Origin of the sequence: Chitinivibrio alkaliphilus ACht1 (genome assembly GCF_000474745.1) — a bacterium.
GTDB lineage: Bacteria > Fibrobacterota > Chitinivibrionia > Chitinivibrionales > Chitinivibrionaceae > Chitinivibrio > Chitinivibrio alkaliphilus.
The window spans coordinates 37,738-53,131 of the sequence record NZ_ASJR01000008.1 but is presented as its reverse complement, the minus strand read 5'-3'; the positions used below and the strand labels follow the sequence as shown (position 1 = coordinate 53,131).

Here is a 15,394-nt window from a genome sequence, read left to right as displayed (position 1 = left end):
AAAACGCTTTAATATATGTTATGAGAGATGCTTTTTTGATTAAAATTAGATAGACTCTCGCCTCGGCAGCGGGTTTTTTTTTCAGTTTTTTTCTTTGGGACGTTACGGGGGGTAATTTATGCCCCCCGTTCTTCATAAATGTCGGTTTGTTAGGAATGAGGAAAGTTTTTTCTATCACGGTGGCAGATAATTTGAGTGACATGGCGTGCCACACGAATTACCCCGGTAATTCCGCCAGCGGGAAAAACCCACTGTCCCGCAAGGTAGAAGTTTTTTAACCCCCGAAATGTCATGGGTACCTCTTTTCCAATCTGTTTTGGTGTAGGAGCCCATCCTTGATAACTGGCATTATACGCATTGGTATACCGCTTATAGGTTGCCGGGCTTGCCGTGTCTTCACAGGCTATGGATAGTTCTCCAAAGAAGTGTTCCACTTCCCGTTTCAGTTCGCGTGCTACGCGCTGTTTTTCTGCACGATATTTTTCCCGATTTTCTTTGCGCAGCTGAATCCAGTAGTTTACATCACTGATGCGTTGATGAATAATGAGGGTTGTTGTCCCTGCCGGAGAAAGGCCGCTCTCTTCCTGACAGACACGAATCATCATGTCTCGACACTCTTCTTTGTCTGTTACTGCTATGGGCGATGTAAGTTCAACGTTGTACTTGTGAAAGGGTACATCGAGTTTGTTCTTCAGTCCTAAGGAGAGTTGAAATAGCCCCGGATACTTTTGCACACCACGGTTGATCTTTTTTTCTAGAAAGGGGTTTCTGTATTTTCCCTGGAGCAGATCTTCCAAGGTGTGTTTTCCGTCGCAGGCAGCAATAACCGTGTTGGCCTGATACTCTGTTCCTGCAGCTGTTTTCACCCCCCGTGCTCTGTTTTTTTCTATGAGTACCTCTGCCACAGGGGTTTTGTAGGATATTTCTCCTCCGAGGGATTCGTATTTTTCCAGCATTACTGCAAGGAGCTTCTCCGATCCTCCATAGGGGTATCCTGCAGCGCTGAGACTATGCCATGCGAGGGTTGAAATAACCGCAAACATTGAGAAAAAATCATGGTGCGGGTACATGCGCAAAAAGAGACGTTGCATTTTTTTGCTCTTAAATTGCTTCACAAAGGCTTCGATGGAGGTACCCTTCCACTTGAGAAAGTTGAAAAAGAAAGGGGCATACTCTGCAAGGATCTTAATTTTTTCGAGGGGGGATGCTAATTGCATTGGTTTCGCAAAGGGGATGGACACCTTCTTGCGATCTTCTATCCCCTTGATAAAAAGATCAATAACCGTACGGTCCTCCGGAGCAATGCGGAGCATCTCTTCCCGGAGTTTTTCCGTATCTGTATAGACGGTAAAGTGCGTGTCACCATCGTAGATGCGCATAAACTCTTCAGGATAAAGGAAGGTGAGTTTTTCAAAATCTATCACCTCAGACATCATGTTGTGGAGATAGCTGGAAAGGGATGAGCCAGCGACCCAGTTGGTTGCACCGTCAAAAATATAGTCTCCACGGCGCCATACTGTTGAAACACCGCCGGGAAGGGCAGAGCTTTCCAGGATGCGTGTGGAGTAGCCGCATTGCTGGAGGTAGATACCTGTTGCAATACCACCGTAGCCACCGCCGATAATAATTACGTCACAAGTTGAGTTATTTGTTTTCTTATTGTCTAACAAGGGGAACCTCTTCATGAAGAAAATACCACTGTTCTAAATATTGTGTAAGCATGTCTTCCAGAGCATTGTACATTTCTTGTACCGGCTCTGGTGAGTCTGCAGGAATCTCTTTAAGGACCATTTTGTAGGAGTTTTCGTCCAAACGGACCATAAAAACGGTGTACACCTTCGTAAACCCCTTTGCGGGAGCGATAAGCTTATCAAGCCCGGCTCCGCCGAGGATTTCTTTTCCAAAAAGGGTTACTTTCTGCGAGTGATCCGTTTCTTCATCAAACACCGTAAAGAGCACCTCGTGTCGCCGAAGGGCTGCGTACATATCCAGGGCACCGCCCGTGGCGTTTTTTCCTAATTCGATAAAGTGGATGGGGGCAAAATCGCCCTGGTCTTCCATATTTTGGGAGTATTTCCGTATTTTTGCGGAGAGTTCCGGGGTTGAGAATTTGAGCACCACGTTTGTGGTATGCCCCATGCGTGACAGTGTTGGGGTTACAAACTCCACTCCGCCAAAATGGGGGGTTGCCATGAGGATTCCCGTATCCTGACTGTTTTCCTGTAAGATTTTGGATGCATCGGTGTAGTCAATATGGGTATTTAAAAATTGTGAAAATTCTTCTGGAGAAAGGGAGAGGGCCGTTATTTTTTCTGCATAGTGAACAAGGATTCCTTCCTGGATTGCTGCCACAAGCTGGTCCGAGTCTTCTTTTCCCAAGGAGGTAAGGTTTTTACGAATGAGGGATTCTTCCTCTGGGTGGGTTTTGTACCACTCATTTCCTGCAGCGATAATTCGTTTTTTTATATCGGCGAAGCTTTTTCCTGTAATATCGGAGAGAATCTCGGGTGATTGCAGATGTTTGCTTAAGCTCATGATGGATGCCTTTCTCTGTGGTAAAATACAAAAATACAAATATTTTTGTTTTAAAGGAAGGTTTGTGTATATAATTCTAAGGAGTTATACAATGTTTTCAAGGGGTTTTTTATGAAAAATGCAGTGATTACCACAGAAAGAACAGCCTTGTTTCATCTTTGTGAGAATGATGTTGATCTCTTTCTCCCTCTCTTTACCAACCCAGAAGCAATGCGGTGGTTTCCGTCGGTGATGGATCGAAAACAGGTGCAAGAGTGGGTTGATATGGTACGTGGCTGTTATGATCGTGACGGCTTTGGGTTTTATAAGATTATTCGCCATGATGACCAGCAACTTTTAGGCTATTGTGGTCCCATTCTTCAGAAAGATGTTGACGGGGTTGATGAGATTGAGTTTGGTTATGCATTGATTCCGGAATTTTGGGGGAATGGGTATGCCCGTGAAACAGCTCGGGCTGCTTTGGAGTATGTTTTTCGCAGCCTCGGGGCATCGCGATGTATCTCCCTTATTCGCCCGGAAAACACGCCCTCCATTCGTGTGGCAGAACATAATGGCCTTTCTTTTGAAAAGGCGGTTGATCGGTGGGGATTTATCCACCATGTCTATACTCTTTCTCGCGAGGATTTTCAATGATCTCATCGAAGGATTTTGATTGCTTTTGGGGGCTCTACAAAGAGGCCTTTCCCGAAACAGAACGACGTACTTATGAAGATCAGAAAAAACTTCTTGCACGGCGAGAGTACGCCCTGGATCTTTTTTATGACGAAGCGGTATTGGCCGGCTTTGTTTCACGCTGGACTCTTTCATTCTGCACGTTTATTGAGCATATTGCTGTGTCCCCCGCCTTTCGCGGTAAACGGTTTGGTACGCATATAATGGAACAGGTTCTTTCTGCGGCGGAGTGTGTGGTCTTGGAAGTGGAGATTCCCCATGAGGAGATTCAGTATCGTCGTATCGGATTTTATGAGCGGCTCGGGTTTCATCTTCTTCCGTACAGTCATGTTCAGAAACCTCTTCGGCCGGGGGGGTGTTCTCTTCCACTGCATCTTATGTCTGCCCCCGCAGCTCTTTCTGAAGATGCATACGAGCGTTTTGTCGCCGATCTGGATCAGGTGGTTTATGGGTAGGGTTGCCTTTGAGGTATCGGTACATGCCGGGAGATGGTTTTGCCCTCTTCGGTGATTCACGGGCATACCTACTGATATGGGAAGAATTGGCCGGCAGAGGAAATACGCTTTGCCCCCTCCTCTTTCTTTCCGCTTATTTATATTATGGAGAGTCACGGCGGAAATACAGAGGATTGGTGTGTTATAGATGATTATGTATCGATATTTTCTCAAGGCCTTTATTCGTCCATTCCTCTACTCCTTTTTGGTAATAACCGCACTTTTTTTATGCAGCTTGCGGTTTCTGTGCTTCCCCAGGTTTTGCATCGGGGGGTGGCTGTGGGAATTATCGTAGAACTTCTCGCTGTGCGCATGGCAGCCATTGTGGTTCTTTCAATGCCCATGGCATTTCTTGTTGCGATCTTAACGGTGTTTGGGAAATTTTCTGCTGACAATGAGATCATTGCTTTACAGGCCTCTGGAAAGAGCGTTGTCGACCTGCTTCCCCCCTTTCTTGCGGTGGGAGCTCTTACGGCGGTGCTCCTTTTTTTCTTTGTTGACCGTGTTCTTCCCGATGCAAATCATCATGCCACAACCCTTTTCCGTGATATTATCAGAAAACGACCGGCGGCAATGATTGAGGCGGGAACTCTTCTGGAGGATTTTCCCGGATATGCCTTGCTTGTAGACTCCATTGATCATACCAGTGGTGAAATTTTCGGGGTTACCATTTTTGAACGCGACCGGGGACAGATTCACTCTCTTACCTATGCCGATCACGGCACGGTGTTTTTAACAAAGGATGAGCAGTTCGTGGAGTTTTCTCTCTACGACGGGGGGATTTACCGTGTGACCGAGGAAAATGCCTTCTATCAGATGGATTTTGAATCTCATCATGTATATATCGAGAATTCGGAAGGTACGTTTCAGCGTTCATCTGGCGGAACACGGGGAGACCGAGAGAAAAGTACGGCGCAACTCATGTCTTCCATAGAGGGGTTTGAAGAGGATATTCGAACTTACCGCCATTCTCATGGAGAGTTGCTTGATGACCTCCGGCGTGTTGTTTCAGAGGCGGAAAAACCCCACGACACCCTGTCTTTTTCTTCCTATGAAGAGTGGCAGGAGGCCCTTTCTGCCCTTGATTCACGTATCCGGCCCCATCGTAGTGTACGTATGAGCAGAAGCGTAACGGCCATGCGGGTAAATCGGATTGAGCGACGGGAAAAAAACATTAACTCCTACCTTGTGGAATATCATAAAAAATTTGCCCTGGGTGTTGCGGTGCTTGTGTTTGCACTCCTTGGGCCTCCTTTGGGGATTATTACGCGAAGTGGCTCGCCCGTTATTGGAGCGGTCTATAGTTTTATTTTCTTCGTGATATACTACGCCTTTCTTATTGCCGGTGAGCATTTCGGTGATGAGGGGTATATTCCCCCCGCTGTGGCTATGTGGTCGGGAAATGTTCTTATTGGCGGTATTGCCCTGTATATAATGAGCCTCCTTCTCCGAGGCAAAACTCTTTCCATGGGTATTCTCATCCCTTGGTGTCGCTGGTGTTTTGGCTCTTTGTTTCGTTTGGTACGCCGAGAACAGACCATGCTGAAAAAGTTTTCCGGGTGGGTTCTGTATAAATTTTCCCGCCTGTTTCGTCTTCCTATCGCGGTGTCCCGTGGTATCTTCGGCATATTACCCACCTATATTCTCGGGGTGTTTGCCGCGTTATTCATGGTGATACTTCTGGGGCTTACGGGGCTTACCATCGTAATTGATTACATCACGGATATGTATCGTTTACAGGGGGCAACGGCGGGAGAGTTGTTTTGGTACTACGTACATTTTCTGGCGGGGTTTTTCTCCATACTTCTTCCTATCGCGGCTCTTCTTGCTACGATGCTTACCATGGGAAGTATTCAAGGAAGTCATGAATTAGATGCGATTCGTGCGGCCGGAAAAAGCGTTGTTTCCGTGACAAAGCCCCTTGTTTTTACGGGGGTATTCCTGTCTCTTTTTTCCTTTTGTATTACGGAGCTTGCACTGCCGGAACGTGATCAAGAAACAGACCGTCTCTTACGCACCTTTGCTGCCCGTCGCCGCGGCGAGGAGATACCGGAAGAGACTCGTGCCTATAAACACGATTTCTTTTATTTTGAGCGGAATGGTGATATATATCACTTCCGTCATTTGCAAACCTCACCCCCCCGGGGCCAAGGGGTGACGCGGGTACGTCCCGGTGATACTCGGGCAGAAGAATTTGGTCAAATGGGTTCTGTGGTGTATGAAGATGGGGGGTGGATTGGCAAAGATATTCGACGGTGGAGTACTCATGAAGAGGGGCTCCGTTTTGCCCGGGATGATACAATGAGTCTGGCTGGATTTACTGAGCGGCCCCACAATGTTGTTGCTACGGTACATGGGGGGAGTAACGCTTCTATTGCTCAGTTGCGGGAGGCCATAGAACGATATGAGATACAGGGGCGGGATCCGGCAAAATATGAAGCTCGTCTCTACTTTAAATTTTTTCTTCCCTGGATGAATCTGGTTGTTGTATTTTTGGGCATAGCCGTATCTGTCTCCTCGGGGAGTAAGAACCGGGCGGTGCATTTTGGCAAGGGGGTTCTCTTTGCTCTGCTGTACTGGGTGGGTGCTCAGGGGATGCTCATGATGGGGGAGAATAGTATTCTGTCACCTTTCTTTGCGGCTTCGGCGGGCACAATCCTATTTTTCTTCATAGGGATAGCTATGTATTGGAGGGTTTCACAGTGACGGCAAAGGCAAAGATTTTACTGATAGATGATGAGCCTGATATTCTGGATCTTTTAGAGATCTTCTTATATGACGAATACGAGGTGCATACGGCTAGCAATGGCTTTGAAGGGCTCTCTCTCTTGAAAGATACGTCCGTTGATTGTATTATTGTTGATTTAATGATGCCGGTTATGGATGGGATTCAGTTTCTGTCACGGGTGCGTTCCATGGATGAAGCTGCGTCTATTCCCGTTATTGTGGCAACGTCCTTTAACTCTGCCACAATTCAAGAGAGAAGCCTGCGAAAGATAGGCTTCTATGAAGTGCTCCTCAAACCTCTCTCACGAAAACTTTTAAAAACCACTGTCCGGGAGGCTCTCCTTGAACATAAATAGAGCGATCGCGGTAAGTCTTCTTGCGCTCACCCTTGTGCTGTATTTTATCTATGCTCCTTTGGCTGTTATACTCCTGGGGGGAATGCTTCTTTTCCTCGGAATTTCCCCTCTTTTTTGGGGGGGCGGGAGCGGTTGTCGGGAAGAGTCAGGGCCGGGTGACGGCGGGGTTGTGCAGCAGGAGGCGCGGCTCAAAAGTGAAGGCGGACATACTCCTTCTCCGGCAGCTTTGGGCGGTGCGTACCAACAACAGGAGTGGATGCGTTTTGAAGAAGATGTGGCTCGCCATATTGACTCTTTCCTTATTTTTGTAGAAGAGCGGTTTCGTCCTCAGACTGCAGCGGTTTTCCTTCCCCGTGCAGAAGGTCGGTTTGTCGTGGCATCATATATCAGTTCTGCCCGAACATTTTGTCCTTCAGCTCGTATCGAGAGTGGTCATGGGTTACTGGGTTCATATATTAAGGATGGCGTTTTTGAAACCTGTCTGCATGAACTGCGTTCGACCCAACAGATTGATTATTATGAAAAACCCGGCGGAGCTCGCTCTTTGCTCATGGCTCCGGTAAAGGCCGTAAACACGTCCGGGGTGATAGTGGTGGACAGCACCGATGCCGCAGCCTTTGAAAAGCAGGATCTGGACTGGTTGGTTATCTTTGGTTCTCTCATGGGACAGTCCCTGTACTACGCCTATCTCTACAAAATGAATACCTTACTTCACGAAGAGGTTCGGGTTATTAATGACTGGTCTCAGCGCTGCATGCGGTGCAAAGATCTTTCCACTCTGCTTCATGATTTATCTCAAATACTTACGACAATATTTGGGTACGATCGGCTCTCCATCTCAATTCGAGACACGGAAACCCGTGTGGCTCGGGTGGTCCTTGCTCAGGGTGATACCGCTGCCGATTTTGATTCCCTTGAATACAGTGTTGAGCCTAACACCATCGCATCACTCTTTTTTGGTGAAGATATGGATGTGTCCTCCATGGATGTGTTGTGTCGCCCCTTTTCAGGAGATGCTTACGAAGTTCGGTATTCCTCTCGTGAAGGGCGTCATTCAGGCTTTTCTTTTTTTGCGGCCCTCCCTCTGGGGCTTGAGACAACTCGGGGGCTTGTACTCTTAGAAAAAAAAGAGGGACCTCTCTTTGGGAAAAAAGATCTTGCCACCATGACTCAGCTTATTGGCGCTGCAAGCTTAGCCGTGGAAAAAATTCTGCTCTTGCGGCAACAAGAAAATTTGGCCATTCGAGATGGCTTAACAGGCCTCTACAACCATCGCCATTTTGAACGGCTTCTTCACGAAGCAATTGTTCGTTCTCATCGACTAACGTCGCCCCTTGGTTCGGGGAGTTCTTCCGTAGAGAAGGTTCCCGTAGCTTTGGTTATCTGTGATATCGATCATTTTAAGTCTGTCAATGACACCTATGGCCACACCTTTGGTGATACTGTTCTTGTGTCGGTGGCCCATGCCTTGGAGCAGGGAATTCGGGAAGGGGTTGATTTTGCAGCCCGCTATGGGGGAGAAGAGTTTGCCCTTATTTTATATGGAAGTACTCTCTCTGATGCGATGGAAACGACGGAGCGTATTCGTATGAAGATAGCCTCCCTGGAATTTAAAACCCTTTCTCAGGAAACGGTTTCAGTCACCATGAGTTTTGGTTTGGCCATGTATGACACGGATGCACAGCAGCAGGAGGTCTTAATTCGTATGGCGGATAAGGCTCTCTACCGCGCCAAGGATGGCGGGCGCAATCGCGTTGAATGTGTGAGCGGTCGTGAAGAAGATCGGTGATTTTACACCCCCGTCCAGACCGACACGATATATTTTATACGATTCATCCATGAAAGGCTGCACGATTAATGGGACGATTCAAGGGCAAAGCGACAATTCCTTCTCGTTTTCTATTTCAACACATGGTTCCTGCTCTGATAGAAGACCTTCACCGGTTGAATCTTCTCCGGTTCCCCTATCGTCGGTATGTGCGGTCCTACGGGAATGAAAAAAAAGCACCCGTAAGCCAAATTTCACTGCGGGTTAATGAAGTCTGTAATTTGCGGTGTGACTCCTGCGGCCAATGGGGTGAAAACGGTCATTTGCGCATGAAACAAGAGCGCGGTGAATCTCTGCAGCAGCTTGATCTTACCACGGTGAAGCGTATTATTCTGGAAACAAAGCGCGATCGTCCGGTGTATTATATCTGGGGGGGAGAACCAACCCTTTGGAAGCCTCTGCTTCCTTTTTTACGGAATTGGGAAAACAGCGCCTCTATGGTTCCATTGTCACGAATGGGCAGAATATAGATGCTATTTTAGAAGACCTCATAGACACGGGGGCCTTAAATATACTCTTCCTCTCCCTTGACGGATGGGATAGTGCATCACAAAACACACTCCGCTCACCAGCCACAGGGAAAAACTCCCATAATTTTGAGAAAATTATGAACGTGATTGATCGGGTGGATGCCATAAAAAAAGAAACGGGTTGACCATGCCCTTTGTGGTGCCTATTACGGTTATCTCTAACTACAATTATCAACATCTTGCAGAAATACATGATTTGGTACGGGATAAGACACAGCTTCATCCCTACTATTACGGCTGGTTTATCACGCAGGAACGGGCTACGGAGCATGAGCAGGTCTTTGCCAGTCGCTTTGGCCATACACCGGTGAATCATACGGGGTATCTCAAATCATGTTTCAATGATGTTGATCCGGCGGTTGTGGCAGAGCAGGTGCACAACATTCGCACCTCTTCGAGCAAAGGCCCGTCGGTTCCCCAGTTTATTCCTGATATTTATACAGAAAAAGATATTCGACGATACTATGATGATCACACCTGGGATGTGGGGTATTCTTCCTGCGAGAGTATTTACCACGTGGCAGAGATTTCTCCCAACGGAGATATGACGCCGTGCCGTGACTACCAGGACTATGTGGCGGGAAATGTCTGTACCACTCCATTCTATGATGTTTGGAACGGTGCTGCCTTTACCCGTTTTCGAAACGAAATGAAAAAAGGGCTTATGCCAGTCTGTACTCGTTGTTGCGGGTTGCAAGGCTTTTAGGCATAAGGGTAATAGCGTTTTAATAAGGAGCGATTGGATGAGCAATTCTATGGAATCGAGTAAGGAGTTAGCACAATCTCACGGGGCTGCAGCCCCGGCGAATGCAGCTTCAACTCCTGAAGGAGTATCTGAAGCAAAAACGGCCGTGGAGGTAGTTGTACAGCAGGTTGACGATGTAATGGTATCCGTAACTCTCCCGGACGGTACGGAGGGGCGTATTCCGCGAAAGGACATTGATTCGGAAGAGCTTACCTCGGGGGACAGCCTTTCGGCCTTAGTCCTTTCTTCTTCAGAGGGAGCAGCCCTTCTTTCTGCGAGTATGGTGCGTCGTAAAAAGGCTGGCATGAAGTTGCTTCGAACGCTCAAAGATGAGTCTCTTCCTGTGCAAGGTCGTATTACAGGGATGAATAAGGGTGGCTACAATATAAATTTTCTTGGGCGAAAGGCCTTTTGCCCCTTTTCCACAGTGGATGTAACCTTTCCCGATGTTCCCCAGGAACTCATGGGAAAGGAGCTTGACTTTGTCATTGCCCGTATTGAAAATCGGGGTGATAATATTGTATTAACGCGCATCCCTCTTCTTCAGGATGAAATTCGTGAAACCATAGAGACCATAGAAGCAGCATGTGAACAGAAGACCCCCTTGAACGGGAAGGTGACCCGTGTTACAAATTTTGGTGCCTTTGTAGATCTTGGGGGAGTAGAAGGTCTCGTGCATATTTCAGAGCTGACGTGGGATCGTGAAGAGAAGACGGAGTCGGTGGTACGAGAGGGTGAAAATATCTCTGTCATGGTGCTGGAAGTTACCCGTAATGAAGAACTTCATGAGTCGCGTATTTCTCTTTCGGTGAAGCGTCTTGAATCAAACCCCTGGGAAGAAGCTCTTCAAAAATACTCCCTTGGTGATGTGGTGGAAGCGCCGGTGTCACGTATTGTCGGGTTTGGGGCCTTTATTAAATTGATGCCCGGTGTGGAAGCGCTTATCCGCACTGAGGAGATGGGGTGGACCCGTATCCGAAAGCCATCTCGAGAAGTGTCCCGGGGACAAATGGTGCGTGCAAAAATTATAGAAATTAATGAAGAGGAGCATAAGATCGATTGCTCCATGAAAGAGTTTGCCGATAATCCCTGGAAAGATGTGGCGGAAAAGTATACCGTAGGAGAGAGTGTTACCGCAACAGTGAGCGGCGTACAGGACTACGGGTATTTCGTCGACCTTGACGAGCAAATTACGGGACTTCTTCGGAATAAACGTATTGGAAAGGATATTTCCACTCCTCTGAAAAAGGGTGATACCCTGGAGGTTCGTATTGATGAGGTTGATACGGAAGAGTGTCGGATTGCCCTTTCCTGCGGAGATGTTCCTGCGGAGGAACCACAGCGTCGTCCGCGCAAGAGTAGCCATGGTACCACGGCACCTTCTGCATCTACGAAGACAACTCCCGGAGATACTGATTTTGCCGCAGCTTTGCGCAATGCTCTCAAACAGAAAAAGTAGTTTTGTGTAGTGGAAAGAGTCAAAAGCTGTGTGTTTCTCCACACAGCTTTTTTTGTATCCCCTCCTGTCCGGGGAGGTAGTATTTTATAGAAAAGGAGAACCTATGAAAGATATACCGATTATTTCCTATACCTCGCAGGAGGGAAAAGATCTTTTTGCCCGTATTGAGGCAGAGCGAAGTGCTCGTGATACTGTTGTAGAAGAGCGGGTAAATCGTATTTTTGAAGAAATTGCTGCTGAAAAAGATGCGGCGCTCTTTGCGTGTTGTCGTCGCTTTGATCAGCGAACACTCACCGGGGATACCCTCTGTGTGTCCCGCGAAGAAATTTCCCGACAGGCGGCACGGGTTGCACCCAAACTGCAGGAAACCATACGTGTCGCAGCAGAGCGCATTGAGGCGTATCATGCCCGACAGGTCGTGGATACATCCTTCTCTATGGAGACTGCCGAAGGAACTCTCTCTCAACGGGTTCTTCCCTTGAAACGGGTTGCTCTCTATATACCCGGCGGCTATACGGTCTATCCTTCCACGGTGCTGATGAACGGTATTCCGGCGCGCTTGGCCGGAGTAGAAGAGATTGTTGCCCTTACGCCGTGTCGAAACGGCGAGTTGGCCCCGGAAATTGCCTTTGTCCTTGAATATTTAGGAATCACCACGGTGTATCAAATGGGTGGTGCTCATGGCGTTGCGGCCCTTGCCCTGGGTACGGAGTCCGTTGCTCCTGTGGATAAGATTGTCGGCCCGGGAAATGCCTATGTGGCCGCCGCTAAAAAACAAGCCTATGGACGGGTCGATATCGACTCCATTGCCGGGCCCAGTGAAATTGCTATTTTGGCAGATGCGTGCGCAGACCCGCACTGGATGGCCTTGGATCTACTTTCGCAGGCAGAGCACGGCAGCGGCGATGAGACTGCTCTTTTTGTAACGGAAGATCGCGCATTGGTAACAGCCGTCCATGCCGCGTTATTGAAGGCCATGGAAGAGTCGCCAACCCGTTCTGTATTTGAAAACCTCTCAGATCACGCCATCGTACTTGTCCATACCGCATCTCGCAGCGAATCATACGCGGTGCTAAACAATGTCGGGCCGGAACATCTGGAGATTGTCACTGAAGATCCTGCCGCCGATCTGGAGCATATCTATACGGCAGCAGCGGTGTTTTTGGGGCCATACACTCCTGTTCCCCTGGGAGATTATTTTGTCGGGACAAACCATGTGCTTCCCACGGGAGGAGCAGGACGCTATGCATCACCCCTGGGAGTGCCGGATTTTCAAAAACGAATCTCCGTTGCAGAAGTACATGCTGCGGGGCTGAAGCAGTGTGCCCCCCATGTTTCACGTTTTGCTCGAGCAGAAAAATTCATACACCACGCCATGACCGTTGAAGCGCGTACGGGGTATTCTCCGGAGCAGTCAGAATGAAAATAGCCCTCTTTAATCTTGGCTGCTCAAAGAATATTGTTGACGGGAATAAAATGCTCGGGTTTTTACAGGAGCAGGGTTGTACCGTGGTGGATGATGCTGCCGCTGCAGAGGTTCTCTTAGTCAACACCTGTACCTTTATTGAAAGCGCTACAAAAGAGGCGATTGATACAATTTTTGCGGCGGCGGGGGTTGCCCACGAGGAGCATAAAACCCTCATTGTGGCAGGCTGTTTTTCTCAGCGCTATCGCGAGGAGATTGCCCAGGAGTTTCCCGAAGTAGATCTGTGGCTTGGGGTGGATGACTGGGAAGAAGGGTTGCGGAACTATTTCTCCCTGCATCGCCCTGTTTCTGGATATACGCGGCGATTGGAAGAACCTCTGCATTCCCAATATCTTAAAATCTCCGAAGGCTGTTCCCATCGCTGCTCCTTTTGTATTATTCCCCATATTCGAGGCTCCTTTCGCAGTTTTTCCCCCGATGATCTCCTTGCAGAGGCCAAGTGGCTGGAATCACAGGGAGTTCGTGAGTGCATTGTTGTCTCTCAGGATACCTCTTTTTATGGACGTGATCACCACAGTTCCCTTGCCGTGTTTTTAGAGCGGCTTGTGCGTGAAACGTCCTTTCCCATGATTCGCATGATGTATCTGCATCCCGCCTTTGTCGATGCCGATCTTCTTGCCCTTGTTGCACGGGAAGAGCGGCTTTGTTCATACTTTGATATTCCCTTGCAACATATTTCCGATTCCATTCTCAGCCAGATGGGGCGCCGTCCCGGTGAGGCGGGAATCTATGAGGTGATTCAAAAAATTCGGGATACTGTGCCCGATGCGGTTATTCGAAGTTCCTTTATCTTGGGATATCCCGGTGAGACCGAGGAGGATTTTGAAAAGCTCTGTGATTTCATTCGCTGGGCACGCCTGGATAAGGTGGGGGTATTTCCCTACTCTCCTGAAGAGGGGACCCGGGCTGCCGAGGCAGAGCCGAAAGTGCCCGTAGAGGTGGCCCAAGAGCGCTGTGAAATACTTATGAATATCCAGCGTGATATTAGTCGAGAAAAACAGGAAGAGCGTGTGGGGAAAACCCTTCCCGTTCTTATTGATCGTATCAGTGATAGCCCCGATTATCTCTTTGAAGGGCGTACCATGGGCGATGCACCGGAGGTAGATGGGCGGGTGTTTATTCTCTCTGGCGACGGAGAGGTCGGCCAGATTGTTCCTGCCACAATCATCGATTGCGACGACTACGATCTCTTTGCCACGCTGTAAGTTACACATACAGCCCAGGGGGCGTCTTTGGGTGCCCCTCATTCTACGGGGCGTTTTTATGAATGCTCGCGGGGAGATCGATGCAGAGGGGAAAAGCTCCTACATAGATGTATGAAGATATGGCGTAAAAAAAGAGGGAGAGCAGAACTCTCCCTCATGATCACACCTGCGGCGAAATGCTTATTTTACTGAGTTTACGATTTCAGCAAAGGCATCCGGCTCATTGACCGCCATATGTGCAAGGGCTTTTCTATTTAAGTCAATACCCTTTTCTTTCAGTCCGCACATAAGTTCTGAATAGGTCAGGCCGTTTAAACGGGCTGCAGCGTTAATTCGGGTAATCCAAAGACGACGGAAATTACGTTTGTTTTGACGTCTATCCCGATAGGCATATTCACCAGCCTTATAAAACGCATCTTTCGCAGTGCGAATACAATTTTTCCGTTTTCCGAAATAGCCTTTATTGGCAGACAATACTTTTTTTCTTTTTGCGCGAGACGCAACTCTATTCTTTGCCCGTGGCATATGATTCTCCTTAAATTATTACGCTAAACCCATCATTCGTTTTACTGTTCGTTCCTGACCAGAATGCACCAGTCCGCTCTTACGGAAGTTTCGTTTCCGTTTGTTGCTCTTCTTCGTCATGATATGACTCTTGAAAGCCTTATTTCGTTTCACCTTTCCTGAGCCCGTAACCTTAAAACGTTTTTTTACGGCACTCCTGGTTTTTGCTTTTGGCATATATCTCTCCTCACAAATAGTTTTATTCGGTTTCGTCGGTATGTTTTAAGTACTCTTTTATTTTTGCTTTATCGGGAATGTATTGCGACTGCATGTTCCGGCCTTCAAGAACACATTTGCGTTCTGTTGTGGCAATATCAGAAAGGTCGCGATCTACTCGTTCCATCATTTCCCGGGCCATATCTTTATACATAATCTCACGACCACGGAAGACCAAGGTCATTTTGACACGATTTCCCTTTAAAATGAACTCACGAGCATGTTTTAGCTTAAAGTTATAGTCATGCTCTTCTGTTTTAACGTGGAGTTTTATCTCCTTATTTTGCACTTTGGTCTGTTTTTTATTGGACGATTTTTTCTTTTTGGACTGCTCATATTTGTATTTTCCATAGTCCATAATACGGCAGACAGGGGGCTTTGCTTTGGGAGCCACTTCCACAAGGTCCATACCCGCTTCCCGCGCAAGGGCACGTGCTTCTTCTACGGGGATAATGCCAATTGCATCACCCTTTGAGTCTACAGCCCGAACCTTGGGAACACGAATCATGTCATTAATTCTCGTGTCATCTGCTTCAGAGCGTTGATTGCCCCGGGAATATTTCTTTCCGATAGTACG

16 protein-coding genes are annotated in these 15,394 nt (G+C 47.9%); 11 read left to right on the top strand and 5 right to left on the bottom strand.

Annotated features, from left to right (window positions below; genetic code table 11):
* Positions 1-149: 149 nt before the first annotated feature.
* The gene (locus CALK_RS05185) at positions 150-1,670 is read right to left on the bottom strand and encodes a phytoene desaturase family protein (protein ID WP_022636609.1); all 1,521 of its coding nucleotides are present in this window, start codon (positions 1,668-1,670) and stop codon (positions 150-152) included.
* Positions 1,657-2,535 (bottom strand): LpxL/LpxP family acyltransferase, encoded by an 879-nt coding sequence (locus CALK_RS05180; protein ID WP_022636608.1) that lies wholly within the window; start codon positions 2,533-2,535, stop codon positions 1,657-1,659. The genes CALK_RS05185 and CALK_RS05180 overlap by 14 nt, the downstream gene beginning before the upstream one ends.
* Positions 2,536-2,646: 111 nt before the next feature.
* On the opposite strand from CALK_RS05180, the gene CALK_RS05175 reads away from it, so the two are divergent.
* The 11 genes from CALK_RS05175 (at position 2,647) to rimO (ending at position 14,037) form a co-directional block, all read left to right on the top strand.
* A complete protein-coding gene (locus CALK_RS05175) occupies positions 2,647-3,168 on the top strand; it encodes a GNAT family N-acetyltransferase (protein ID WP_022636607.1) in 522 nt (173 codons plus the stop codon).
* Entirely contained in the window at positions 3,165-3,662 is a 498-nt protein-coding gene (locus CALK_RS05170; RefSeq protein WP_022636606.1) for a GNAT family N-acetyltransferase, read from the top strand. Before CALK_RS05175 ends, CALK_RS05170 begins: the two co-directional genes overlap by 4 nt.
* A 267-nt stretch (positions 3,663-3,929) precedes the next feature.
* Positions 3,930-6,407, top strand: a complete 2,478-nt coding sequence (locus tag CALK_RS05165; protein WP_162146701.1) for an LptF/LptG family permease — start codon at positions 3,930-3,932, stop codon at positions 6,405-6,407.
* Positions 6,404-6,784: a response regulator gene (locus tag CALK_RS05160; protein ID WP_022636604.1), complete on the top strand. Its 381-nt coding sequence runs from the start codon at positions 6,404-6,406 to the stop codon at positions 6,782-6,784. Before CALK_RS05165 ends, CALK_RS05160 begins: the two co-directional genes overlap by 4 nt.
* A complete protein-coding gene (locus CALK_RS12100; RefSeq protein ID WP_022636603.1) occupies positions 6,771-8,573 on the top strand; it encodes a sensor domain-containing diguanylate cyclase in 1,803 nt (600 codons plus the stop codon). The genes CALK_RS05160 and CALK_RS12100 overlap by 14 nt, the downstream gene beginning before the upstream one ends.
* 68 nt (positions 8,574-8,641) lie before the next feature.
* Positions 8,642-9,082: a hypothetical protein gene (locus CALK_RS12820; protein ID WP_155851793.1), complete on the top strand. Its 441-nt coding sequence runs from the start codon at positions 8,642-8,644 to the stop codon at positions 9,080-9,082.
* Positions 9,001-9,267, top strand: coding sequence for a hypothetical protein (locus CALK_RS05150; RefSeq protein WP_022636602.1), 267 nt, complete (start codon positions 9,001-9,003; stop codon positions 9,265-9,267). Before CALK_RS12820 ends, CALK_RS05150 begins: the two co-directional genes overlap by 82 nt.
* A 2-nt stretch (positions 9,268-9,269) precedes the next feature.
* Entirely contained in the window at positions 9,270-9,848 is a 579-nt protein-coding gene (locus CALK_RS05145) for an SPASM domain-containing protein (RefSeq protein ID WP_022636601.1), read from the top strand.
* A 37-nt stretch (positions 9,849-9,885) separates the two neighbouring features.
* Complete coding sequence (locus CALK_RS05140) at positions 9,886-11,346, top strand: S1 RNA-binding domain-containing protein (RefSeq protein ID WP_022636600.1); 1,461 nt, start codon at positions 9,886-9,888, stop codon at positions 11,344-11,346.
* A 103-nt stretch (positions 11,347-11,449) separates the two neighbouring features.
* Positions 11,450-12,769, top strand: coding sequence for a histidinol dehydrogenase (gene hisD / locus CALK_RS05135; protein WP_022636599.1), 1,320 nt, complete (start codon positions 11,450-11,452; stop codon positions 12,767-12,769).
* Entirely contained in the window at positions 12,766-14,037 is a 1,272-nt protein-coding gene (gene rimO / locus CALK_RS05130; protein WP_022636598.1) for a 30S ribosomal protein S12 methylthiotransferase RimO, read from the top strand. Before hisD ends, rimO begins: the two co-directional genes overlap by 4 nt.
* 180 nt (positions 14,038-14,217) lie before the next feature.
* Here rimO and rplT read toward each other — a convergent pair whose 3' ends face one another.
* The 3 genes from rplT to infC are packed head-to-tail and all read right to left on the bottom strand — an operon-like array spanning position 14,218 to position 15,388.
* The gene (rplT, locus tag CALK_RS05125; RefSeq protein ID WP_022636597.1) at positions 14,218-14,562 is read right to left on the bottom strand and encodes a 50S ribosomal protein L20; all 345 of its coding nucleotides are present in this window, start codon (positions 14,560-14,562) and stop codon (positions 14,218-14,220) included.
* Positions 14,563-14,580: 18 nt separating this feature from the next.
* Positions 14,581-14,778 carry a 50S ribosomal protein L35 gene (rpmI, locus tag CALK_RS05120; protein ID WP_022636596.1) on the bottom strand — a complete coding sequence of 66 codons (198 nt, stop codon included), beginning with the start codon at positions 14,776-14,778 and terminating at the stop codon, positions 14,581-14,583.
* A 22-nt stretch (positions 14,779-14,800) separates the two neighbouring features.
* The gene (gene infC / locus CALK_RS05115; RefSeq protein WP_420806141.1) at positions 14,801-15,388 is read right to left on the bottom strand and encodes a translation initiation factor IF-3; all 588 of its coding nucleotides are present in this window, start codon (positions 15,386-15,388) and stop codon (positions 14,801-14,803) included.
* Positions 15,389-15,394 lie beyond the last annotated feature (6 nt).

Coding starts and splice junctions, on each gene's coding strand:
- CALK_RS05180 (WP_022636608.1), bottom strand. CDS start 2,535: ATGAGCTTAAGCAAACATCTGCAATCACCCGAGATTCTCTCCGATATT.
- CALK_RS05175 (WP_022636607.1), top strand. CDS start 2,647: ATGAAAAATGCAGTGATTACCACAGAAAGAACAGCCTTGTTTCATCTT.
- CALK_RS05170 (WP_022636606.1), top strand. CDS start 3,165: ATGATCTCATCGAAGGATTTTGATTGCTTTTGGGGGCTCTACAAAGAG.
- CALK_RS05165 (WP_162146701.1), top strand. CDS start 3,930: ATGCAGCTTGCGGTTTCTGTGCTTCCCCAGGTTTTGCATCGGGGGGTG.
- CALK_RS12820 (WP_155851793.1), top strand. CDS start 8,642: ATGGGACGATTCAAGGGCAAAGCGACAATTCCTTCTCGTTTTCTATTT.
- CALK_RS05145 (WP_022636601.1), top strand. CDS start 9,270: ATGCCCTTTGTGGTGCCTATTACGGTTATCTCTAACTACAATTATCAA.
- CALK_RS05140 (WP_022636600.1), top strand. CDS start 9,886: ATGAGCAATTCTATGGAATCGAGTAAGGAGTTAGCACAATCTCACGGG.
- hisD (WP_022636599.1), top strand. CDS start 11,450: ATGAAAGATATACCGATTATTTCCTATACCTCGCAGGAGGGAAAAGAT.
- rimO (WP_022636598.1), top strand. CDS start 12,766: ATGAAAATAGCCCTCTTTAATCTTGGCTGCTCAAAGAATATTGTTGAC.
- rplT (WP_022636597.1), bottom strand. CDS start 14,562: ATGCCACGGGCAAAGAATAGAGTTGCGTCTCGCGCAAAAAGAAAAAAA.
- rpmI (WP_022636596.1), bottom strand. CDS start 14,778: ATGCCAAAAGCAAAAACCAGGAGTGCCGTAAAAAAACGTTTTAAGGTT.